Here is a 23,512-nt window from a genome sequence, read left to right on the forward strand (position 1 = left end):
GCGAACCCCGTGGGCAAGCCTGATCATGCTCGGAACGCATGCTGACTGGAGGCGATCTGTGACAAGGGCCGGAATCCGGCGTCCGCTGGCACCCAGCGAGAAGATCCACGCCGGCAGGGAGGCGTACATCGGATACACGGTGCGCGCCGTCGGCCGGCTGGACGAGGCTGCCCTGGCCGCCGCCTACGAGGCCGTGTGCCGCTCATATCCCCAGCTCACGGCCCGGATCGACACCGACGACGACGGGCCCGTCCTGGCCGGGTCCGACGCCCGGCCGCAGGTCGGCTTCCGCGACGGCGACCTCGACCGGCCGCTGACCGGCCTGGAGTTGGACCAGCGCCGGTCGCTGAGCGCGCTGCACGTCGTGCGCGACGGCGACGAGGCGAGCGTGTGCCTGGCCGTCCAGCACAGCATCGCCGACGCCCACCACGCCATCGAGGTGCTGACGGCGCTCTGGTCCGGCTACACCGACCTGGTCGACGGCGTCCCCGTCGACCTGCCCCGCCACCCGTACCCCCGGTCGCTGGAGGACCTGCTGGCCGAACGCGGCATCCACCCGGCCGCGCCCGCCCCGGCGGCGGCCCCGGCTCCGTCGCCGCGCCAGCCGGCGCCCCCGCCGGAGCCGGTCGTCCGGCACGTCGTGCAGCACCGCCTGAGCACGGCGCAGACGGCGGCGCTGGTCGAACGCGCCCACCGCGAGCACGTGACGGTCAACGGCCTGCTGTCGGGCGCCATCCTGCTCGCCGAGGCCGAGATCCGCGGCCTGCCGCTGACGGACCTGCTGTACCGGTACACGGTGAACCTGCGCAGCCGCCTCACTCCGCCGGTCGGCGCGACCGAGGGCACGGTCGTGCTCGGCGGCGTGGGTTTCCGGGCCACCGACGCGGTCGCGCCCGACGCCGTCGCCATCGGTCGGGCCATCGGGGAGCAACTGCGCGCCGGGCTCGCCGACGGTTCCATCCAGCGCAGCCTCCTCGACATGCTCAGCGGGCCGGGGCCCGCGGCGCGCCCCTGGGAGCAGGGCCCCGCCCCCGCCGTGGTCAGCATGATGAACTGGGGCGTCCTGCCGCCGATGCGGACGCCCGCCGGCCTGCGGCTGACGAACTTCCACTCCGCCTCCCGAATCCGGGAGGCCGTGGCCCTCGGCGGCTACGTGGTGAGCACGTTCGACGGACGGGTCGGCATCGACCTGGCGTGGCCCGACGGCGACCCGGAGCTGCCGAGGCGCATCGACCTCCTGCGCGAACAGCTCGGTCGGGTGACCCGTGACCGGTGACGTCAGAAATCGAGGGCCAGGAGGACTCCCATCGTGACCACGACCGTGAACAAGACCGCGGGCACGTCGCAGCTACTGGCGGCGCGGTTGCAGATCGCGCCCATCCCCTACAGCCACGCCTACGGCTCGTGGATCTTCGCCTCCGACGGGCGGCGCTACCTCGACGCGTGCAGCGGGATCGTCAACGTGAACATCGGCCACGCCCACCCCACGGTGGTCGAGGCGCTGCGGGACCAGGTGGGCATCTGCACGTACGCCAGCCCCGGCACGTTCGCGCCGACCGAGATGGAGCAGTTGGCCGCCGCCACGGCGCGGGCCGTGCACCGGCCGGACGACCGGGTCATGTTCACCCCCACCGGCACCTCGGCCACGGAGGCCGCCATCGCCCTGGCGCGGCTGACGCAACGGGCGCGCGGGGAGGCGGGCCGCCACAAGGTGCTGACCGCCTCGCTGGGCTACCACGGCAACAGCGCGTTCGTGCTCGCCCTGTCCGGTCACCGCTCCCGGCGGCCGCACCCGGACGACAGCTTCGGCATCGGGCCCGCCTTCGACCCGCCCTACCCCGGCCAGCACGTCGGCTGCCCGTTCCCCACCTGCCGGGACGAGTGCGCGCGGGTCGTGCGCGAGGCCATCGTGGCCGCCGGGCCGGAGAGCGTCGCCGCGGTGCTGGTGGAGACCGTCAACGGCACGACCGGGGGCGGATACGTGCCGCCGGCCGGATACCTGCGGGCGGTGCGCGAGATCTGCGACGAGTACGGCGTCCTCGTCATCCACGACGAGGTGCTCACCGGGCTCGGCCGCACCGGGCTGCCGCTGGGCTCGCACCACACGCCGGGCGCGGACGCGGACATCGTCACCCTGGCGAAGGGGCTCGGCGCCGGGTTCATCCCCCTGGCCGCCACGACGATCGCGCCGGAGCTGGTCGAGGAGATCGCGTCGAGCGGCAGGTGGCTGCCGCTGATGGGCACGATGTCGGCGACCCCGCTCCAGGGACGGGTCGGGCTCGCGGTGCTGTCGGTGCTGGACGAGATCGGCGCCCTCGACCGCGACCAGGTGCGCGGCGCGGCCGTGGGCAAGCTCGTGGCCGAGGCGACGCGGGGCGCTCCGATGGTCTCCGACGTGCGCGGCCTCGGCTACTTCCACGGCATCGAGCTCGCCCGGGGCACCCTCAGCGACGCGCTGCGGATCACCAGGAGCAACGGCCTGCTGCTGTACCCCTTCGTCGGCTGGCACCCCGACGGCAGCGGCGAGGGGCTGCTGGTCGCGCCCCCGCTGAACGCCACGGACGCCGAACTGGACTTCCTCGGCGGCGCGCTGCGCGCGTCGCTGGACGAGCTGGGCGAGCGCGCGAACTGACCCGTCGCACGACAGACAGCGAAGGCCCGGGAGCGTTCTCCCGGGCCTTCGCTGTCATAGGGGCCCTGCCGCGAATGCCGGCCGCGCCGTCCCGCCGTCCCGGAGCGGGTCGGCCGCGCCCGCCACGACCGCGGGCGGGCCCACTACGACGGCAGCCGGGCCGAGGGTGAGCGCCACAGCGCCGCCCTCGTCTGCCTCGCCCGTCGCCGCGACGTCCGCCAGGCCATGCTCCGCGGCTGCGACCGGGCGTGGGCGTCCACCACGTCGACCGGCTGCCGGCGGGCGTCGAGGAGCGCCCTGCACGCGTCGTAGCTCGGCAGCAGGCCCCGCTCGGCCGCCTCGCGCAGCGTCGGCGCGGCGGCGTCGCGGTCGGACAGGATGGGGGTGCCGGCGAACGCGAGGGGCAGGCCGATCTCCGGGTCCAGCGGGTGCACGGTGACGACGTCGCGCGGCTCGTAGAGCCCGGAGAGCTGGTACTGGACGCAGGTGTCGTCGTCCAGCGCCAGGAAGGCGTGCCCGAGCCCCTCCTCGACGTAGACCGAGGAGGCGTCCCGTCCGTCGAGGACGATCATGTCCCACTGCCCGAAGGTCGGCGAGCCCGTCCGCACGTCGACGACGAAGTCGAGCATCGACCCGCGCAGGCACATGACGAGCTTGGCCAGGCCCGGCGGGACGGCCGCGCCGTGCACGCCGCGCAGGACGTTGCGCCGGGAGGTCGAGTAGTTGGTCTGGGCCATCCTCGGCCGGTACCCGAGCACCTCGGTCAGCACGTCCTCGCGGTAGACCTCGAAGAAGTCGCCCCGCTCGTCGGGGAACGACCGGGACGAGACGAGGTAGGCGCCGCTGATGGTGAGCGGGCGTACGGTCATGCTCCGGGTGCTGAGGCCGGCGGGCCGGTCCCGGCGGACGGGCGGCTCAGGCACGGCGTCCCCGGGGCGCGTCGCGGACGAGCCGCTCGATGTGGCGGGCCACCTCGGACGGCAGCGGCAGGGCGGCGATCTCCCGCGCCAGCTCGGCGGCGGCCGCGGCGTACGACGGGTTGGAGATCATCTCCTGGCAGCTCTTGGCGATGGCGTCGCTCGTGGCCTCCTCCGGGGTGAGCACGATCGCGGCGCCGGTCGCGGCGAGGCGGTTGGCCATCTCGGTCTGCCGCCACATGCCGGGGTCGGGGATCAGGATCTGGGGCACCCCGAAGCTCAGCGCCGTCATCATCGTGCTGCCGCCGGTCTGGTGCACGAGGACGTCACAGGTGGGGGCGAGGATGTCCAGGGGGATCCAGCCCGTCCGGATGCCGCTCACCCGCTCGCTCAGTAGGGTCGCGGCCTCGTTCTGCACCGGCACCACCACCTCCGCGTCGACGGCGGTGACGTTCTCCACGATTTGCTGGAGGAAGTCCAGCTCGTTGTGGCGCATGACGCCGGTGCCGATGGTCACGCCGACCCGGGCGTCCGCGCCCCGGGTGTACATCCACGGCTCCAGGCGGCACTGGGAGTTGCCCGGGATCCAGCGCATCATCTGCGCGGGGGCGGCGTCCGGCAGGAGCAGGCTCGGCGGCGTGATCTCGATCATCATGTCCGGCTCGGGGAGCCCGTCCAGGCCCAGCTCCGCCAGCCGCTCGCCCAGCTCCTCGGTCGCCCCGCGGTCCATCTCCGACGCGTCGTTGATGTCCCACGCGTGGCGCACGTAGGGGACACCGAGGCGGGTCGCCAGCAGCGGGGCGGCGTAGGCGTTCACGCCGCCGACGACGACGTCCGGCCGCCAGTCCTCGGCGAACGCCAGCAGGGCGTCGAGGGTCACGGCCTCCAGTCGGGCGTACCACCGGCCCGTCAGGCGCTCCCGCTCGATCGGCACGTCGGGGATCTGCGGCATCTTGCCGTCGGGCGAGATGATCTTCTCCGCGGGCAGGTCCGGGTCGGTGATCGGCACGGCGGGGAAGCCGACGCCCACGATGGTCGGGACCATCTCCTCCAGGCAGGAGGTCATCATCACCTGATGCCCCGCGTCACGCAGGGCCGCCCCGAGCGGAACGTGGCTGAATACCGTGGACGGGCTGGGACCGGCGCAAACGATGACCTTCAAGGAGTCCTCCCCTGCTCTCAAGATGGATCAAAGTCTGCCGACGCGGCATCCCGGGGTCATCACCAACGCGGGTAGTTTCGCCCCGGACGGCCCGTTCCCTACCAGGTTGGGGGATCTCGTGTCGGCCCGACGCCTCTAGCATGTCGGGCAAGAGATTCGAAGCGCCGCGCGGCGCTTCCGGTGAGCCGGAACCGGGTGGACCCTTCTGCCACCGTCCGCCCCGTGGCCGCCGTCAGGAGACTCCAGCACCAGGTTTCAGCGACAGCCCGCCTTCGACCGTAGGGGACACGACATGGTCGACCCAGCCCGATCGCGCCTGCTGGAGCAGGTCCGTGGCTACCACGACGCCAAGACCCCCGCGTCGGCGCCGTTCATCCCGGGGCAGACTCCGATCCTCTCCTCCGGGGCGGTGCTGGACGCCGACGACCGGGAGGCGCTGGTGGCCGCCGCGCTCGACATGCGCATCGCCGCCGGCGGGATCGCGGCGAAGTTCGAGTCGTCCTTCGCCAGGGTGCAGAAGCGACGCAAGGCCCTGCTGACGAACTCCGGGTCGTCGGCGAACCTGCTGGCGCTGAGCACGCTGACGTCGCCGGAGCTGGGCGACAAGCGGCTCAAGCCGGGCGACGAGGTCGTCACCGTCGCCGCCGGCTTCCCGACCACGGTCAACCCGATCCTGCAGAACGGCCTCGTGCCGGTCTTCGTCGACATCGACCTCGGCACGTACAACACCACGGCCGAGCGGGTCGAGGAGGCGATCTCCCCACGCACCCGCGCGATCATGATCGCGCACACGCTCGGCAACCCCTTCCCGGTCGCGGAGATCGCCGAGCTGGCCGCGCGGCACCACTGCTACCTGATCGAGGACAACTGCGACGCCGTGGGCTCGACCTACAACGGCCGGCTCACCGGCACGTTCGGCCAGCTCTCCACCGTGTCGTTCTACCCGGCGCACCACCTGACGATGGGCGAGGGCGGCGCGCTGCTGACGTCGAGCCTCAAGCTGGCCAAGCTGGCGAAGTCGTTCCGCGACTGGGGCCGCGACTGCTGGTGCGAGCCCGGCGAGGACGACCGCTGCCTGCGGCGGTTCGACTTCACGCTCGGCACGCTGCCCGAGGGCTACGACCACAAGTACGTCTTCTCGCACGTCGGGTACAACCTCAAGAGCACCGACATCCAGGCCGCCCTCGGGCTGAGCCAGTTGGCCAAGCTGCCCGCCTTCAGCGAGGCGCGTCGGCGCAACTGGCGTCAGCTCCGCGAGGGCCTGGACGGCCTGCCCGGCCTGCTGCTGCCGGAGCCGACGCCGGGCAGCGACCCGAGCTGGTTCGGCTTCGTCATCACCGTGCTGCCGGACGCGGGCTTCGACCTCCCCGACGTCGTCGGCTGGCTGGAGGCCCGCAACATCCGCACCCGGCGGCTGTTCGCCGGCAACCTCACCCGGCACCCCGCCTACATCGGCCAGCCGCAGCGCGTCGTCGGCTCCCTGGCCAACAGCGACACGGTGACCGACCGGACGTTCTGGATCGGCGTCTACCCGGGCATCACCTCCGAGATGATCGAGTACGTCATCGGCTCGCTCAAGGAGTTCGTCGCCACGCACTGAACGAATCCGGCGCGCCGTCCGCTGTCGCGGGCGGCGCGCCGGCTTTTCGTCGAGCGGCCCGAAGGCCGTCCAGCGCCCGGAAGGCCGTGGCCGACCGGAGACCGTGGCCGACCGGAGACCGTGGTCGACCGGCCGCCGTTGCCGACCCGACGCCGTGGTCGACCCGACGGCGGGCCGGCCGCGTCAGCGGGCGGGTACGGCCGGGCAGAGGGCGAGGAGGTCGACCGGGCGTCGCAGCACCACGTCGGGGCCGGCGGCGAGCAGCTCGCCCACGTCGTACGGCGGGGCCCACAGCGCGGCGGCCGAGGCGACGCCGGCCCCCCGGGCGCTGGCGACGTCGGTCGGCGCGTCACCCACCATGATGGCCGCCTCCGGCGGCACGTCCAGCAGGTCCAGCGCGTGCCGCACGATGTCGGGGGCCGGCTTGGGCTGGGCGACCTCGTCGGAGCCGATGACGTGCGCGAAGAACGGGAGCAGGCCCAGCCGGTCGAGCAGGGACCGCGCCCGGGGCCCGCTCTTGCCGGTGGCGACGGCCAGCCGCACGTTGCGCACCCGCAGGGTCAGCAGCAGCTCGACGATCCCGTCGAAGACGTGCACCTGGTCGGCGAGGCGGTAGCTCTCGCGGACGAACGGCTCCTGCATCGCCAGCGGCAGGTTCATGATCCGCATGATGTCCGGGAAGTAGCGGCCCAGGTGACGCCGGTACTCCTCGAACGGCGCGGGGCCGTCGCCGACCACCTCGGCGTACGCGATGGCGAACGCCTCGCTCATCACCGCGAAGCTGTCGACGATGACCCCGTCGAGATCGAAGACGACCGCGTGCCGGACCGTCGCCGGGGTCTCCACCTCGGCGTCTGGTCGTTCGACGATCGGAAACGCCATGGAGCACCTCTCTACTGGTACGCGGGGACCGCGCGCCGCGCGCGCGAGCCGGCCGACGCGTAGAAGCTCTCGATCAGGCCGACGATCGGGCGGGCCTCGGCCACGGCCCGACCACGGTTGCCGGGGTCGGCCAGCATCCCGGCGAGGCGGTCCACCTGCCGGGCGTACTCCGCGCCGATCCGCTCGGCCGGCACCGCGATGCGCGTCGTGGTGCCCTCGCTGGTCACCGTCAGCACGGGCTCGGGCATCCGGTTGGGGCTGAAGCCGAAGGTGCACCGCAGCTCCGCGGTGCCCGCGGTGCCCTCGACCCGGACCCGGCAGACGTCGCGGGCCTCGTGCGACGCCCAGCTCGCCCGCAGGGCGACCGAGACGCCGTCGTCGCGGACCATGAACCCACGGGCGGTGTCCTCCACGTCGGCGGCGTCCGCGCCGGGCTGGTCCCGCCGCCACGCCGCGCGCCAGGCGCCGGCGTTGACGAAGTCGTCCGACGTCACGCCGGTCACCTCGGCGCAGCCGGCCGGGCCGAGCAGGAACGCGAGCGTGTCGAGCAGGTGCCAGCCGAGGTCGAACAGCGCTCCCCCGCCGGCCTTGTCCCGCTGGATGAACCAGCCGCCCGCCTTCGGCACGCCGCGCGCCCGGACCCAGCCCAGGTCGACGTGCCGGACGTCGCCGAGGTCGGGCAGCACCTGCCGCAACGCCTCGACGTCGGCGCGGTACCGGATGGCGCTGCCGGCCAGCAGCATCCCGCCGTGGCGCTCGGCCGCCGCGAGGAGGTCGACCTCGGTCGAGCTCAGGCACACCGGCTTCTCCAGGAAGACGGAGATCCCCATGGCGAGCAGGGCGCCCCCGACCTCCGTGTGCAGGTGGTTGGGGACCGCGACCACGGCCAGGTCGACCGCGCGCGCGGTGAGCGCGTCCACCGCCGGGTACGCGGCGATGCCCGTCGCCTTCGTGAACGCCTCCCGCGAGGCCCGGTCGGCGTCGACGGCGGCGACCACCTCGAAGTCGGCGTGCTCGCGCAGCAGCGGCAGCCACAGCTCACGCCCCGCCCAGCCGAGCCCGACCACCGCCACCCGGACGCTCATGCCGTGGCCACGGCGTCGGCGATGATCTCGGCCGCCGCGTGGATCTCCGGCTCCCCGGCCAGCAGGACCCGGTGGTGCAGCCAGACGCAGTCCCGGCTGATCGCGTCGGTGTTCGGGCAGCGCTCGGCGACCGCCTCCAGGGGCTCGTCCGGCGCGCCGATCTCCCAGAAGGCTTCGGTGCGGTAGATCGCTCGGAACGCCGCGAACGCGGGCAGGCCCGCCGCGACGAGCCGGTCGACCAGGGCGTTGCGGCCCTCCTCGCTGATCCCGGGGACGCGGAACATCGCCATGTAGTGCGACTTGCGGTCGGCGCGCACGTCGTCGGCCTGCGGCACGACGCCGTCGATCGCGCCGAGCAGCCGGGACAGCAGCGCCCAGCGCTCGTCGCGCAGCGCGATCTGCGCGTCGAGGCGGCGCAGTTGCGCCCGCAGCACGGAGGCGGAGAACTCGTTGAGGCGCATGTTGGACCCGGCGATGCGGTGCAGGTACCGGCGGTCCTCCCGGGGCCGGCCGCAGCTGTGCCGCAGGAACGCCGTCTCGTACCGCTCGCTCTCGCCCTCGGGGAAGACCACGGCCCCGCCCTCGCCCGCCGTCATCAGCTTGCCGTTCTGGAAGCTGAACGCGGCGATGCTGCCCAGTTGCCCGACGCGCTTGCCCTGCCAGCGCGCGCCGTGCGCGTGCGCGGCGTCCTGCAACAGCGCCACGCCGGTCTCGGCGGAGAGCTTCGCCAGCGCGTCCATGTCCGCCATGAGGCCGGCCATGTGCACCGGCATGATCACCTTGGTGCGCGGCGTGATCGCGGCGGCGACCGCCGCCGCGTCGATGTTGTAGGTGTCCGGGTGGACGTCGACCGGGACCGCGACCGCGCCGAGCCGCTGGGCCGCCTGGGAGGAGGAGATGAAGGTGAAGCCCGGCACGATGACCTCGGTGCCCGGCCCGACGCCCATGACCTGGAGGGCCAGCTCCAGCGCGTGCGTCCCGTTGGTGATCGCCAGCGCGTGCTCGGCGCCGTGGTGGTCGGCGAACTCCCGCTCGAACGAGTCCACCTCGTTCCCGCCCATCCGCCACCACTGGCCCTGTTCGAGCGCACGGATCAGGCCGTCCCGCTCGGCGTCGTCGTACTGGGGCCACGCGGGGAATTCAGGTGCCTGTCGCGCGTTCATGTCTCTCCGATTCTCCGTAGTGGGTCCGATTAGGAAATGCGTGATCGGCCGTGCGGCGAGAGAATTGTGAATTCAGCCCCGGCAGGCCATTTTATGATCACGCGCGCCCGGCCACATCCCTTGGTCTGGTAGTCGCCGGCGGCCCCGCGCGCCCCGGAAATGGGCGGCACCGGCCGGCCGCCCGCCGAATTCCCGGTCATCCCAGTAGGTCCGGGGCGCCCGTGGGCCGGCCGCCCAGCAGTTCGGCGACGCGGGCGGCGAGTTCGCCCGACTGCTCGGCGTTGAGGCGCGGGTCGCAGGCGGTCCGGTAGCGGGCGGGCAGGTCGGTCTCGGCGATCGCCGAGGCGCCGCCGAGGCATTCCGTCACGTCCTCGCCGGTCACCTCGACGTGGATGCCGCCGGGGTGGGTGCCGAGACCCCGGTGCACCTCGAAGAAGCCGGCGATCTCGTCGAGCACGTGGTCGAAGTGCCGGGTCTTGTACCCGTTGGCCGACTGGCGGGTGTTGCCGTGCATCGGGTCGCACTGCCAGATCACCTGGTGCCCGGAGGCCTTGACCTTCTCCACGATCGGCGGCAGGACGTCGCGGACGAGGCGGTGCCCCATCCGGCTCACCAGCGTCAGCCGCCCCGGCGTGCGGTGCGGGTCGAGGCGCTCCACGTACTCGACGGCCAGCTCCGGGGTCACACTCGGGCCGATCTTGAGACCGATGGGATTGGAGAGCAGCTCCGCGAACGCGACATGCGCCCCGTCGAGCTGACGGGTGCGCTCGCCGACCCACAGGAAGTGGGCGAGGCCGCTGGCCAGCCGGGGCTCGGGGCCGCTCGCGTCCGCCCAGAGCCCGGTGCGCTCGTAGTCGAGCAGGAGCAGCTCGTGGCTGACGTAGACCCCGCCCGCGCCGAACCCGCGGACCACGTCCATCGCGCCGCTCGCGTGGGCGTGGGCGCGCAGCATCCGCTGCGGGTCGGGCGTCCTCGCGGCGAGGGTGGGTTCCGCGGAGTTGACGATGTCGCCCCGGTAGACGGGCAGCCCCAGCTCGTCCACGGCGTTGGAGCGCGGCTTGGCGTACTGCCCGGCCATCCGGGCGATCGTGACCACCGGCAGGCCGCCGACGCGGGTGAGCACGGCGGCCATCCGCAGCAGGAGCCGCAGGTTGGCGCGCAGGTGCGACTCGGTGTTGTCGACGAAGGTCTCGGCGCAGTCGCCGCCCTGGAGCACGAACGCCTCGCCACGGGCGACCGACGCGAGCCGGTCGGACAGCCGCGCCGTCTCCTCCGGGGCCACGATCGGGTCGGCCCGGTGGAGCTGCTCGACGACGGCGTGCGCCCGCTCCGGGTGCGGCCAGCACGGCTGCTGCGCGGCGGCGCGGGTGAGCGCCTCGTCCAGCCGGCGGCGCAGGAGCCTCTCCGCCGGGCAGGGGTCGGGAGCCGGGCCCCCGGCGTCGGCGGGGTGGTGGCCGTCGGCCGGGCCCTCGGCGTCCGCCGGGCGGTGCGGAAACCTCTTCATGTCGACGCCGCATCGGTCGCGGCGGCCCCGACGAGCGCGGCCAGGGGCGCACGCGGCATCTCGCCCAGGGTACGCAGGACGGCGTCCTCCGGCACGCCGGTCACCAGCTCCGCGCCCCCGGGCCCGTCGAGGACGAAGCCCAGCCCGTCGACTGCCTTCTTGTCCCGGCGCATCTGGCGGACCAGGCCCACGGGATCGACGTCGGCGGGCAGGGCGGTGGGCAGGTCGTAGTGGCCGACGACCGCCAGGTGCTCGGCCACCCGCGCGGGACCGATCCGGCCGAGGGCGCCCGCCAACCGGCCCGCGAAGACCGTGCCGATGGCGACCGCCTCGCCGTGGCGCAGCGCGAACCCGGTCGCCAGCTCCAGCGCGTGGCCCAGCGTGTGGCCGTAGTTGAGCAGGTGTCGCCGCCCGGCGTCGCGCTCGTCGACCTCCACGATCGCCGCCTTGAGCCGCACGCTGGCGGCGATCTGCTCCGCGAGCGGCAGCCCGCGCAGGTCGCCCGCGCCGATGAAGTGGCAGCGGGCGATCTCGCCGAGCCCGTTGCGCAGCTCCCGGGGCGGCAGGGTCGACAGGTGGTCGGTGTCGCACAGCACCGCGCTGGGCTGCCAGAACGCGCCGACCAGGTTCTTGCCCTCCGGCAGGTTCACCGCCGTCTTGCCGCCCACGCTGGCGTCGACCTGGGCGAGCAGCGACGTCGGCAGGTGCACCACGGCCACGCCCCGGTGGTACAGCGCCGCCGCGAGCCCGACCACGTCGGTGGTCGTCCCGCCGCCGCAGGAGACGACGACGTCGGACCGGGTGAGCCCGAACCGCGCGAACTCGCCGCAGAGCGCCTCCACCGTGGCGAGGGTCTTGGCGCGTTCGCCGTCCCGGGCGGGCAGCAGCAGGGTGGGCACGCCCGTGTCGGGCACCCATTCCCGGGGACGGGCCGAGACGACGACGGCCCGGTGGGCGCCCAGCCGTCGGATCACCCCGGCGAGCGACGCGCGCACCCCGGGGCCGACGAGCACCTCGTACGAGCGGTCCCCGAGCCGTACGGGAACGGTTGTCCTCACCGGACCTTCTCCGGGGCGCCCCGGGTGGCCCGGTACGCCGGGTCCGCCGCAGCCTTCGCCGCGGCCTCGCCGCCGTAGAAGACCCACACGAACCGGCCGTACTCCTGGCAGGCGGCCCAGCAGAAGTCGACGAGCCGGGCGAACGGTCGATCCTCGTTGTTCATGGTGTCCCTTTCTGGTTGCGACCGGACGCGAGCTCAGTCGAGGTCGCCGGAGAGGATGCGGGACAGCAGCATCCGGTGCTCGTTGTCGTCGGTGATCGTGCGTACCTGCTCGCGGCCGTCGCGGACGGTCAGGTACCGGCGCTGTCTCATGAAGACCTGACCGTCGGCGACGGTCCGGCCGCACAGGACCTCCTGGGTGTCCTCCCGCCCCGGGTCCGCCAGGATCGTCCGGAGGTTCTCCTCCATCTCCTTCCAGTCGCTCCACTGCCGGGGCTTCGTCGTGAACGTGTAGACGACGCCCCAGCGGGTGGCCCTCCCCCGCCGTTGCAGCGCGGTCCCGGAGCCCTGGTCGACCAGCCGGAACTGGCTGCCGTACTGGGTCTGCACCGCGTCGCACACCCGCAGCGGCTCGACGTAGGTCGGGCCCGGGTAGCCGACGTCCACGAGCCACTCGTCGCCGTCCAGGGCGACCCGGTTGAGCATGTGCTCGACGTCGGTCCCGAAGTTCTGCCGCCCCTCCCCGGTGCTGCCCGCCAGCAGGGTGACGTCGTAGCCCAGCTCGCGCAGCAGCCGGTGGAACAGGCGGTTCAGGTGGTAGCAGGCCCCGCCCCGCCCGTCGACGACGCTGCGGGCGAAGACCGCGTCGTCGTCGAGGTCGACGACGTCCACCCCCTCCGCGAGGGGATAGGCGAGGCTGCTGTACGGAATCGCCATCAGGTGTCTCCGTTGCAGTTTCCGCAACGTCTCGAAATTCACGCCGGTTTCGCCGGCGCAGCCTATCCGCCGCAGATAGTCGTCCACGTCGAACACGTCGTCACCCTCTTTCAGACGGAGATCGCCACCGGGTTCGTGGCCTGGTCACCGCCGAGCAGTTCGCGCAGGTGCGCGGCGATCATTTCTGGTGTCGGATAGGCGAAGACGAGATTGGCGGCGATCTTCGTATCGGTGAGGTCGCGCAGCCGGTTGCGCAGCTCGATGGCGGTCAGCGAGTCGAAGCCGATCTCGAACAGCCCCTGGTCCGCGTCGACGTGGTGGGTCGGGCCGTGGCCCAGGACGGCGGCCACCTCGGCCCGTACCAGGTCGAGCAGGATCTTCTCCTGGTCGGCGGCGGGCAGCCCGGCCAGCCGCTCGGTGAGCCGCCCGCGCTCGTCACCGGCCGCCGCGGTGTGCGCCAGTTGCCGGCCCGCCCGGACCAGGTCGCGCAGCATATGCGGCACGACCCCGCCCGCCGAGGCGTCGGCGCGCACGCCGCGCAGGTCCAGCTTGGCGGGCACCAGCAGCGCCTGCTCCGCGCCGAGGGCGGCGTCGAAGAGCTCCATGCCCTCCGTGGGCGTCAGGGCCAGGAGCCCGCCCCGCCGGCTCATCCGGGCCCGGGTCAGCTCGTCGGTGTTGGCCGCCATGCCGGTGCTCTGGTCCCACAGGCCCCAGGCCAGCGAGAGGCCCGGCAGGCCCAGGGACCGGCGGTGGGCCATCAACCCGTCCAGGAACGCGTTCGCCGCCGCGTAGCTGCCGCTGCCCGCGCCCATGAACACCGCCGACACCGACGAGTAGACGACGAAGGCCGTGAGATCCATTCCGCGGGTCAGCTCGTCGAGGTGCCGCACCGCGTCGACCTTCGGCGCGAACACCTCCGCCAGCCGCTCCGGCGTGACCGTGCCGATCACCCCGGCGTCCGAGACGCCGGCCGTGTGTACGACGGCCGTCGGGCGGTGCTCCGCGAGCAGGGCCGCGACCCGGTCCCGGTCGGACATGTCGCAGGCCACGACCGACACCTCCGCGCCCCGCGCGGCGAGGTCGGCGACGAGGGCCGCCGCGCCCTCGGCGTCGGGACCGCGCCGGCTGGCCAGCACGAGCCGCCGTACGCCGTACCGGCTGGTCAGGTGCCGGGCCACGAGGCCGCCCAGCGACCCGGTGCCGCCGGTGACCAGGACCGTGGAGTCCGGGTCGAACGCCGCCGGGTCGGCCGGCACGGCAGCCGTGGCACGGGCGAGCCGGGGCACCGACAGGGCACCGCCCCGGACGGCGACCTGCGGCTCCCCGCTGGCCAGCAGCGGCCCCAGCACGGACTCCGCCGCGTCGCCGGCGGCCGGGTCGAGGTCGACCAGGACGATCCGGTCGGGGTTCTCGGCCTGGGCTGCCCGCACCAGCCCCCAGACCGCCGCGCCCGCCGGATCGCCCACCGCGCCGTCCCCGGCGGGCACCGCGCCGCGCGTCGCGACCACCAGCCGGCACGCCTCGAGCCCACCCCCGTCCAACCAGCACTGGACCGCGTCCAGCACCCGGCTGGTCAGCCCCAGCACGTCGGTGCCGTCGCCGACCGCCTCCAGGACCGCCACCGCCGGGGCGTCCGCCGCCCCGGACAGCACGTCGTCGGCCAGGTTCGCCACCTGTTCCGCGTCGGCCACCGGCAGCCAGGACGGCGCGGGCACCCCGTCGGGCGGGGGCAGGGGCGTCCAGTCCACCCGGAACAGCGAGTCGGCGCGCGCGCCGCCCGCCGCCGCCGCGTCCAACTGCTCGGCGGAGATGCGCCGGCCCACCAGCGAGTCCAGCGTCACGACCGGGCCGCCGGCCTCGTCCCCGGCCTGGAGCGACATCGCGTCGGGCTCGGGGCTCGTGACCCGTACGCGCAGCACGGCCGCGCCGGCCGCGTGCAGCCGCAGCCCGTTCCACGCGAACGGCAGCGACAGTTCCCGCCCGTCCGGCTCGCCCTCGGCGTCGCCGCCGCCCGCCGGGGCGGCGAGCATGGTCGAGTGCAGGGCGGCGTCGAGCAGCGCGGGGTGGATGCCGAACCGGCCGGCCTCCGCGCGGTGCTCCTCGGGGAGCGCGACCTCGGCGAAGAGTTCCTCGCCGCGCCGCCACACCGCCCGTACGGCCCGGAACGTCGCCCCGTATCCGTACCCCACCCGGGCGAGCCGCCCGTAGCCGCCGCCGATGTCCACCGGCTCCGCGCCGGCCGGCGGCCAGGCGGTGAAGTCGAAGCGCTCGCGGGCGGCGGGCGCGCCGGTCAGCATCCCCGTGGCGTGCCGCGTCCACGCGCCCGGGTCGGCGTCGTCGGGTCGGGAGTAGACGTCGACCGTGCGCGCCCCGCGCCCGTTCGGCCCGCCCAGGGCGACCTGCACCCGCACGCCGCCGGACTCCGGCACCACCAGCGGGGCCTCGATCACCAGCTCGTCCAGCACCGAGCACCCCGCCTCGTCGCCGGCCCGCACCGCCAACTCCACCAGCCCGCTGCCGGGGACGATCACCACCCCGCCGATCTCGTGGTCGGCGAGCCAGGGGTGGGTGCGCAGCGATAGCAGCGAGGTGAACACCAGCCCGTCGGAGTGCGGCAGCTCCACGACCGCGCCGAGCAGCGGGTGGTCGGCGGCCGACTGCCCCAGCGACGCCGCGTCGGTGGCGGGTTCGGTCGCGTGGAGCCAGTAGTGCTCGTGGTCGAAGGCGTACGTCGGCAGGTCGACCCGCGTGGACGCCGGCCCGGCGGGCAGCGTCGCGGCCCAGTCGACGGCGACGCCGCGCACGAACAGCTCGGCCACCGACGCCAGCACCGACCGCTCCTCCGGGCGACCGTCGCGCAGCGCCGGAACGCACACCGCCTCCGTGGCCGTCTCCGCCACCATCGGGGTCAACGCCGCGCCGGGACCCAGCTCGACGAAGTGCGACCCGCCGTGCGCCACCGCCGCCGCGACCCCGTCGGCGAACCGCACCGGCCGCCGCACGTGCTCCACCCAGTAGCGCGGGTCTTCGAGCTCACCCGGCCCGGCGAGTCGCCCGGTCAGGTTCGACACCACCGGGACCACCGGCGGCTGCCACACCACTCCCGCCAGCTCGGCGGCGAACGCCTCCAGCATCGGCTCCATCCGCGCCGAGTGGAACGCGTGCGACACCACCAGCCGCTTCGTCTTGTGCCCCCGCCCCCGCAGCTCCTCCGCCGCCGCCAGCACCGCCTCCTCGTCACCCGAGAGCACCACCGACGCCGGACCGTTGACCGCCGCGACCTCCACACCCCCGCCCAGCAGCCCCGCGACCTCCGCCTCAGTCACGGCCACCGCCACCATCGCCCCACCCGGCGGCAACGCCTGCATCAACCGACCCCGCGCCGCCACCACCCGCGCCGCATCCCCCAACGACAACACCCCGGCCGCATACGCCGCCGAAATCTCACCGATCGAGTGCCCCACCACCACATCCGGCCGCACACCCCACGACGACACCAACCGGAACAGAGCAGACTCCACCGCGAACAACCCCGCCTGCGTGAACACCGTCAGATTCACGAGGTCACCGCTGCGCGGCGCCCGCCCCAACACCACATCCGCCACCGGGTGATCCACCCACCCCGCAAGACACTCATCCAGCAGCCCACACGCCTCGTCGAACGCCGCCGCGAACACCGGATACCGGTCGTACAACCCACGACCCATCCCCACCCGCTGCGAACCCTGCCCCGGAAACACCCACACGACCCTGCCCGGCAGGCCCGAGGCGGCCACCCTGCCGACCACCAGGCCGGGCGCGGTCCCGCGGTCGGCCAGCGCCCGCAGCCCGGTCAGCGTCTCCTCGCGGGACCCGGCCACCAGGACGGCGCGCTCGCCGAACACGGAGCGGCCGGAGGCCAGCGCGCGGGCCACCCCGGCCGGCGGCACCTCGCCGGAGTCCTCGACGAACGCCGCGAGCCGCCCGGCCTGGCCCGCGAGGGCACCGGCGCTGCGCGCCGAGACGACCAGCGGCACCACCGCGTCGGGGGCCTCGGCGGGGACGGGCCGCGCCTCCTCGGGGGGCGCCTCCTCGATGATGAGGTGCGCGTTCGTGCCGCTGATGCCGAAGGAGGAGACGCCCGCCCGGCGCGGGCGGCCGTTGCGCGACCACTTCCGCGCCTCGGTCAGCAGTTCCACCTCGCCGACGGACCAGTCGACCTGGCTCGTGGGCCTGCTGACGTGCAGCGTCGGGGGCAGGACGTCGTGGCGCAGCGCCTGCACCATCTTGATCACGCCGGCGACGCCGGCCGCCGACTGGGCGTGGCCGATGTTCGACTTGATCGAGCCCAGCCAGAGCGGGCTGCCGGGGTCGCGGCCCTGCCCGTAGGTCGCCAGCAGGGCCTGCACCTCGATCGGGTCGCCCAGGGCGGTGCCCGTGCCGTGCCCCTCCACCACGTCCACGTCGGACGGGGTCAGGCCCGCGCCCGCGAGGGCCCGGCGGATCACCCGCTGCTGCGCCGGGCCGTTGGGGGCGGTGAGGCCGTTGGACGCGCCGTCCTGGTTCACCGCGCTGCCGCGCAGCACGGCCAAGACCCGGTGGCCACGCTCCCGCGCCACTGAGAGTCGTTCGAGGACGACCACGCCGACGCCCTCGGCCCAGCCGGTGCCGTCCGCGCCGTCCGCGTACGCCTTGCACCGCCCGTCGCCGGCCAGGCCGCGCTGGCGGGAGAACGCCACGAAGGTGCCCGGCGTGGCCATGACGGTCACGCCGCCGGCCAGCGCCATCGAGCACTCGCCGGACCGCAGCGCCTGCGCGGCCAGGTGCATCGCCACCAGCGACGACGAGCAGGCCGTGTCGATCGTGACCGCCGGGCCCTCGAAGCCGAACACGTACGACACCCGGCCGGAGGCCACGCTCGACGCCCCGGCCGTGCTCGCGAAGCCCTCCAGCTCGGGCGCGGGGACGCCGATGCCGTACCCCTGGGCGGAGACCCCGGTGAAGACGCCGACGTCGGTACCCTTCAGCGAGGCCGGGTCGATGCCCACCCCCTCCAGGGCCTCCCACGACGTCTCCAGCAGCAGCCGCTGCTGCGGGTCCATCGCGAGGGCCTCCCGGGGCGAGATCCCGAAGAACCCGGCGTCGAACAGCCCCGCGCCCTGGAGGAAGCCGCCCTGGCTGGTGTAGGAGGTGCCCCTGCGGTCGGGGTCCGGGTCGAAGAGGCCGTCGAGGTCCCAGCCCCGGTCCTCGGGGAAGGGCGACACGCCCTCGCGCCCCTCGAAGACCATCCGCCACAGGTCGTCCGGGTTCTCCACGCCGCCCGGCAGGCGGCACGCCATGCCCACGATCGCGATGGGCTCGTCGGGGGCGGCGACGGCGACGACCGCCGCCGGAGCGCCGGCCGCCGGCTCGCCCAGCTCGTCGCGCAGGTAGCGGGCGAGCGCCACCGGCGTGGGGTAGTCGAAGACCAGCGTCGCGGGCAGCTTCATCCCCGTCGCCTCGCGCAGCCGGTTGCGCAGCTCCACCGAGGTCAGCGAGTCGAAGCCGGCGTCCTTGAACGCCGCGTCCGGCCGTACGGCGTCCGCGCCGGAGTGCCCGAGCACGACCGCGACCTGGCCGCGCACCAGGTCCAGCAGCAGCGCCTCCCGCTCGGCGGCCCCGAGACCGGCCAGCCGCCGGGCCAGCCCGCCGTCGCCCGCCGCCGCCGACCGCGCCTGCTGCCGACGCGGCCGGACCAGGTCGCGCAGCAGGTACGGGACGTTCGCGCGGCTCGCCCGCAGGTCCAGCTTGACCGGGACCAGCAGCGCCGGCCCGGACGCCACGGCGGCGTCGAAGAGCTCCATGCCCTCGGCGGGGGTCATCGCCAGGACGCCGCCCCGGCTCATCCGCGCCTGGTCGGCGCCGCCCAGGTGCGCGGTCATGCCGTCGGTCTGGTCCCACAGGCCCCAGGCCAGCGACACGCCCGGCAGTCCGGCGGCCCGACGCCGGGCGACCGCCGCGTCGAGGAAGGCGTTGGCCGCCGCGTAGTTGCCCTGGCCGGCGGAGCCGAACACGCCGGACGCGGAGGAGAAGATGACGAACGCGCGCAGGTCCAGGCCCCGGGTCAGCTCGTCCAGGTGGCGGACCGCGTCGACCTTCGGCGCGAACACGGTGGCCAGCCGCTCGGGGGTCAGCGCCCCGATCACGCCGTCGTCCAGCACGCCCGCCGTGTGCACCACGCCCGTCGGGCGGTGCTCGGCCAGCAGGGCCGCCGTCTGGTCGCGGTCCGACACGTCGCACGCGACGACCGACACCGCCGCGCCCTGCCCGGTCAGCTCGGCGACCAGCTCCGGCGCGCCGTCGGCGGCCGGGCCGCGCCGGCTGGCGAGGACCAGCCGCCGCACGCCGTGCCGGGAGACGAGGTGCCGCGCGACCAGGGCGCCCAGCGATCCGGTGCCGCCGGTGACCAGGACGGTGTCCTCGGGGCCGAACGCGGCCGGGGTGTCGCCGGCCGGCTCGGTGGTACGCGCCAGCCGGGGAGCCGACAGCGTGGTGCCCCGCACCGCGACCTGGGGTTCGCCGCTGGCCAGCACCGCGCCCAGCACCGCCTCCGGCCCGTCGACAGCGGCGGGGTCCAGGTCCAGCAGGACGATCCGGTCCGGGTTCTCGGCCTGCGCGGAACGCACCAGGCCCCACACCGCCGCCGCACCCGGATCGACCACCGCGCCGTCACCGGCGGGCACCGCGCCCCGGGTCACCACCACCAGCCGCGACTCCTCCGGCCCGGCGGCCAGCCACGCCTGCACGACGCCCAGCACCCGCGCGGTGACGGCCAGCGCGTCGTCTCCGCCGGCCGCCTCCAGCACCGCCGCCGTGGGCGCGTCGCCGGCCAGCGCCGCGACGTCGTCGACGGTGGCCACCGGCACCCACGAGGGCGCGGCCCCGCCGGCGGTCGTGGGCAGGGCGCTCCAGTCCACGCGGAACAGCGCGTCCCGGATGCCCGCCGCCGAGGTGTCCAGCCGCTCGGTGGAGACCGGCCGGGACACCAGCGAGCCGACCGACACCACGGGGCCGCCGGTCTCGTCCGCCGCCTCCACCGAGATGGCGCTGGGCCCGTCGGCCACCAGCCGCACGCGCAGCGCGGACGCGCCCGCCGCGTGCAGCGCCGTCCCGTTCCACGCGAACGGCAGCACCGGCGGCCCGGCCTCCTCCGCCGTGGCGGTGCCGAGCATGCCCGCGTGCAGGGCGGCGTCGAGCAGCGCGGGGTGGATGCCGAACCGGCCGGCCTCCGCGCGGTGCTCCTCGGGCAGCGCGACCTCGGCGAAGACCTCCTCGCCGCGCCGCCACACCGCCCGCAGCCCCTGGAACGACGGCCCGTACGCGTAGCCGCGCTCCACCAGGTCGGCGTAGAAGCTGTCGATCTCGACCGGCTGGGCGCCCGGCGGCGGCCAGGCGGCGAAGTCGAACCCGGAGCCGGGCGCGGCCGGCGCGTCCGACAGCAGGCCCGTGGCGTGCCGGGTCCAGTCGTCGCCGTCGCCGTCGCGCTGGGAGTAGACGTCGACCGTGCGCGCCCCGGTCTCCCCCGGGCCGCCCACCGCCACCAGCACCCGCACCCCGCCGCGCTCCGGGACGGCCAGCGGGGCCTCGATCACCAGCTCGTCCAGGACCGGGCAGCCGACCTCGTCGCCCGCGCGGACCGCCAGCTCCACCAGCCCGGTGCCCGCGACGAGCACCGCGCCGCCGATCTCGTGGTCGGCGAGCCAGGGGTGGGTGCGCAGCGACAGCAGCGAGGTGAACACCAGCCCGTCGGAGTGCGGCAGCCGCACGACCGCGCCGAGCAGCGGGTGGTCGGCGGCCGACTGCCCCAGCGACGCCGCGTCCGCCGCCGAGTCGCCGGGCGGCAGCCAGTAGTTCCGGCGGTCGAAGGCGTACGTGGGCAGGTCCACGTGCCCGGTCACGGGCGGCAGCAGGGCGGCCCAGTCGACGGCGACGCCGCGCACGAACAGCTCGGCCACCGACGCCAGCACCGACCGCTCCTCCGGGCGACCGTCGCGCAGCGCTGGCACGCACGTCACCTCGGTGCCGGCCGCCGCCGCCGACTCCGCCACCATCGCGGTCAGCGCCGCGCCGGGGCCCAGCTCCACGAAGAGCGACCCGCCGTGCGCCACCGCCGCCGCGACCCCGTCGGCGAACCGCACCGGCCGCCGCGCGTTCTCCACCCAGTAGCGTGGATCGGCCAGCTCACCCGGCCCGGCCAACCGCCCGGTCACGGTGGAGACCACCGCAATCGACGGCTCCCCCCAGGCCACGTCCGCCAGCTCCGCCGCGAACTCGGCCAGCATCGGCTCCATCCGCGCCGAGTGGAACGCGTGCGACACCACCAACCGCTTCGCCTTGTGCCCCCGCCCCCGCAGCTCCTCCGCCGCCGCCAGCACCGCCTCCTCGTCACCCGAGAGCACCACCGACGCCGGACCGTTGACCGCCGCGACCTCCACACCCCCGCCCAGCAGCCCCGCGACCTCCGCCTCCGTCACGGCCACCGCCACCATCGCCCCACCCGGCGGCAACGCCTGCATCAACCGACCCCGCGCCGCCACCACCCGCGCCGCATCCCCCAACGACAACACCCCGGCCGCATACGCCGCCGAAATCTCACCGATCGAGTGCCCCACCACCACATCCGGCCGCACACCCCACGACGACACCAACCGGAACAGAGCAGACTCCACCGCGAACAACCCCGCCTGCGTGAACACCGTCAGATTCACGAGGTCACCGCTGCGCGGCGCCCGCCCCAACACCACATCCGCCACCGGGTGATCCACCCACCCCGCAAGACACTCATCCAGCAGCCCACACGCCTCGTCGAACGCCGCCGCGAACACCGGATACCGGTCGTACAACCCACGACCCATCCCCACCCGCTGCGAACCCTGCCCCGGAAACACCCACACGACCCTGCCCGCCCCGGCCGTACCGGTGACCAGGTTGGGCGCGGTCGCGCCGGTCGCCAGCGCCTCCAGCCCGGCCAGGGCCTCCCCGGCCGAGTCCACGAGCACCACGGCGCGCTCGCCGAGCAGCGCCCGTTCGGTCAGCAGCGCCCCGGCCACGCGCGCCAGCGGCGCGCCGTCGGCCGCCAGGAACGACGCGAGCCGGCCCGCCTGCGCGGCCAGGGAGGCCGGGCTGCCGGCCGACACGACCAGCGGCAGCACGCCGGTGGGCGTCGGCGTCGGGGTCGGCGCGTCCTCGTCGGCGGGGGCCTCCTCGATGATCAGGTGGGCGTTGGTACCGCTGATGCCGAATCCGGACACCCCGGCCCGGCGCGGGCGGCCGTCGCGCGGCCAGTCCCGCGCCTCGGTCAGCAGTTCGACCGCGCCGGCGGACCAGTCGACCTGCGGTGTCGGCTCGTCCACGTGCAGGGTGGGCGGCAGGACCCCGTGCCGCAGGGCCTGCACCATCTTGATCACGCCGGCCACGCCGGCGGCGGCCTGGGTGTGCCCGATGTTCGACTTGATCGAGCCCAGCCAGAGCGGACGCCCCGGCTCCCGCCCCTGCCCGTAGGTCGCCAGGAGGGCCTGCGCCTCGATCGGGTCGCCCAGGGCGGTGCCCGTGCCGTGGGCCTCCACGGCGTCCACGTCGGACGGCACCAGGCCCGCGCCGGCCAGGGCCTTGCGGATCACCCGCTGCTGCGCCGGGCCGTTCGGCGCGGTCAGGCCGTTGGACGCGCCGTCCTGGTTCACCGCGCTGCCGCGCAACACGGCCAGGATGCGGTGGCCGCGCTCCCGCGCCACCGAGAGTCGTTCGAGGACGACCACGCCGACGCCCTCGGACCAGCCGGTGCCGTCGGCGGCGGCGGCGAACGCCTTGCTCCGCCCGTCGGCGGCCAGCACCCGCTGCCGGGAGAACGCCACGAAGGTGCCCGGCGTCGGCATCACGGTCGCGCCGCCGGCCAGGGCCATCGAGCACTCCCCCAGCCGCAGCGCCTGCGCCGCCAGGTGGATGGCGACCAGCGACGACGAGCAGGCCGTGTCGATCGTGATGGCCGGGCCCTCCAACCCGAGGGTGTACGACACCCGGCCCGACGCCACGCTCGACGCCGAACCCGTGCCCGCGAAGCCCTCCAGCTCCGGGGTGATCGAGCCCGCCCCGTAGCCCTGGGTGAACACGCCGGAGAAGACCCCGACGTCGGTGCCCTTGAGCGACAGCGGGTCGACCCCGGCGTCCTCCAGCGCCTCCCACGACGTCTCCAGCAGCAGCCGGTGCTGCGGGTCCATGACGAGGGCCTCGCGCGGCGAGATGCCGAAGAACCCGGCGTCGAACTGCCCCGCGCCCTGGAGGAAGCCGCCCTGGCTCGTGTAGGACGTGCCGGGGCTGTCCGGGTCGGGGTCGAAGAGGCCGTCGAGGTCCCAGCCCCGGTCGTCGGGGAAGTCGGAGAGGGCGTCGACCCCGCCGGCCACGAGACGCCACAGCTCCTCCGGGGAGGAGACGCCCCCCGGGAACCGGCACGCCATGCCCACGACGGCGAGCGGCTCGTCCGCGTGCCGCGAGCCCTGCTGCTTGAGGGTGTGCAGCTCGGCCGTGACGCGCTTGAGGTACTTGAGGAGTCTATCGTCCGTGGTCATTCTCGTCAGTCCTCACGAAGGTCTTGATGGGGGCGGGACGCCTCGGGTCGG

At 74.7% G+C, this 23,512-nt stretch carries 12 protein-coding genes and 2 pseudogenes; 4 read left to right on the plus strand and 10 right to left on the minus strand.

Annotation, left to right across the window (positions count from 1 at the left end):
• Positions 1-58: 58 nt before the first annotated feature.
• From LPU43_RS20790 to LPU43_RS28980, 3 genes and pseudogenes are all read left to right on the plus strand, one after another.
• Positions 59-1,276, plus strand: a complete 1,218-nt coding sequence (locus tag LPU43_RS20790) for a phthiocerol/phthiodiolone dimycocerosyl transferase family protein (RefSeq protein WP_229402163.1) — start codon at positions 59-61, stop codon at positions 1,274-1,276.
• A 33-nt stretch (positions 1,277-1,309) separates the two neighbouring features.
• Entirely contained in the window at positions 1,310-2,632 is a 1,323-nt protein-coding gene (locus LPU43_RS20795; RefSeq protein ID WP_229402164.1) for an aminotransferase family protein, read from the plus strand.
• Positions 2,633-2,749: 117 nt separating this feature from the next.
• Positions 2,750-2,944 (plus strand): annotated as a pseudogene (locus LPU43_RS28980) (hypothetical protein); the annotation flags it as partial.
• Between the two features lie 38 nt (positions 2,945-2,982).
• Here the strand turns inward: LPU43_RS28980 and LPU43_RS20800 are convergent.
• Both LPU43_RS20800 and LPU43_RS20805 read right to left on the minus strand, forming a co-directional pair.
• A pseudogene (locus LPU43_RS20800) lies at positions 2,983-3,501 on the minus strand (dTDP-4-dehydrorhamnose 3,5-epimerase family protein); the annotation flags it as partial.
• 46 nt (positions 3,502-3,547) lie between these two features.
• Positions 3,548-4,711 carry a glycosyltransferase gene (locus LPU43_RS20805; RefSeq protein ID WP_229402165.1) on the minus strand — a complete coding sequence of 388 codons (1,164 nt, stop codon included), beginning with the start codon at positions 4,709-4,711 and terminating at the stop codon, positions 3,548-3,550.
• 292 nt (positions 4,712-5,003) lie between these two features.
• On the opposite strand from LPU43_RS20805, the gene rfbH reads away from it, so the two are divergent.
• Positions 5,004-6,311, plus strand: coding sequence for a lipopolysaccharide biosynthesis protein RfbH (gene rfbH, locus LPU43_RS20810; RefSeq protein WP_229402166.1), 1,308 nt, complete (start codon positions 5,004-5,006; stop codon positions 6,309-6,311).
• A gap of 183 nt (positions 6,312-6,494) precedes the next feature.
• Here rfbH and LPU43_RS20815 read toward each other — a convergent pair whose 3' ends face one another.
• The 8 genes from LPU43_RS20815 to LPU43_RS20850 all read right to left on the minus strand — a co-directional run bounded on the left by LPU43_RS20815 (position 6,495) and on the right by LPU43_RS20850 (position 23,461).
• Positions 6,495-7,193, minus strand: a complete 699-nt coding sequence (locus LPU43_RS20815) for an HAD-IA family hydrolase (RefSeq protein ID WP_229402167.1) — start codon at positions 7,191-7,193, stop codon at positions 6,495-6,497.
• Positions 7,194-7,204: 11 nt separating this feature from the next.
• On the minus strand, positions 7,205-8,278 hold the full coding sequence (locus LPU43_RS20820) for a Gfo/Idh/MocA family protein (protein ID WP_229402168.1): 1,074 nt from the start codon (positions 8,276-8,278) through the stop codon (positions 7,205-7,207).
• Positions 8,275-9,441 carry a 3-amino-5-hydroxybenzoate synthase gene (gene rifK, locus LPU43_RS20825; RefSeq protein ID WP_229402169.1) on the minus strand — a complete coding sequence of 389 codons (1,167 nt, stop codon included), beginning with the start codon at positions 9,439-9,441 and terminating at the stop codon, positions 8,275-8,277. Before rifK ends, LPU43_RS20820 begins: the two co-directional genes overlap by 4 nt.
• Before the next feature lie 196 nt (positions 9,442-9,637).
• Positions 9,638-10,945, minus strand: a complete 1,308-nt coding sequence (locus LPU43_RS20830; protein ID WP_229402170.1) for a 3-deoxy-7-phosphoheptulonate synthase — start codon at positions 10,943-10,945, stop codon at positions 9,638-9,640.
• Complete coding sequence (locus tag LPU43_RS20835; RefSeq protein ID WP_229402171.1) at positions 10,942-12,003, minus strand: 3-dehydroquinate synthase family protein; 1,062 nt, start codon at positions 12,001-12,003, stop codon at positions 10,942-10,944. Before LPU43_RS20835 ends, LPU43_RS20830 begins: the two co-directional genes overlap by 4 nt.
• A complete protein-coding gene (locus LPU43_RS20840; protein WP_229402172.1) occupies positions 12,000-12,167 on the minus strand; it encodes a hypothetical protein in 168 nt (55 codons plus the stop codon). The genes LPU43_RS20835 and LPU43_RS20840 overlap by 4 nt, the downstream gene beginning before the upstream one ends.
• Before the next feature lie 33 nt (positions 12,168-12,200).
• On the minus strand, positions 12,201-12,923 hold the full coding sequence (locus tag LPU43_RS20845; protein ID WP_255686419.1) for an arylamine N-acetyltransferase: 723 nt from the start codon (positions 12,921-12,923) through the stop codon (positions 12,201-12,203).
• 68 nt (positions 12,924-12,991) lie between these two features.
• Positions 12,992-23,461 (minus strand): SDR family NAD(P)-dependent oxidoreductase, encoded by a 10,470-nt coding sequence (locus tag LPU43_RS20850; RefSeq protein ID WP_229402174.1) that lies wholly within the window; start codon positions 23,459-23,461, stop codon positions 12,992-12,994.
• Positions 23,462-23,512 lie beyond the last annotated feature (51 nt).

The organism is Micromonospora okii, from assembly GCF_020884795.1.
In the GTDB taxonomy this organism is placed as follows: domain Bacteria; phylum Actinomycetota; class Actinomycetes; order Mycobacteriales; family Micromonosporaceae; genus Micromonospora; species Micromonospora okii.

Coding starts and splice junctions, on each gene's coding strand:
- rfbH (WP_229402166.1), top strand. CDS start 5,004: ATGGTCGACCCAGCCCGATCGCGCCTGCTGGAGCAGGTCCGTGGCTAC.
- LPU43_RS20815 (WP_229402167.1), bottom strand. CDS start 7,193: ATGGCGTTTCCGATCGTCGAACGACCAGACGCCGAGGTGGAGACCCCG.
- LPU43_RS20820 (WP_229402168.1), bottom strand. CDS start 8,278: ATGAGCGTCCGGGTGGCGGTGGTCGGGCTCGGCTGGGCGGGGCGTGAG.
- rifK (WP_229402169.1), bottom strand. CDS start 9,441: ATGAACGCGCGACAGGCACCTGAATTCCCCGCGTGGCCCCAGTACGAC.
- LPU43_RS20830 (WP_229402170.1), bottom strand. CDS start 10,945: ATGAAGAGGTTTCCGCACCGCCCGGCGGACGCCGAGGGCCCGGCCGAC.
- LPU43_RS20840 (WP_229402172.1), bottom strand. CDS start 12,167: ATGAACAACGAGGATCGACCGTTCGCCCGGCTCGTCGACTTCTGCTGG.
- LPU43_RS20850 (WP_229402174.1), bottom strand. CDS start 23,461: ATGACCACGGACGATAGACTCCTCAAGTACCTCAAGCGCGTCACGGCC.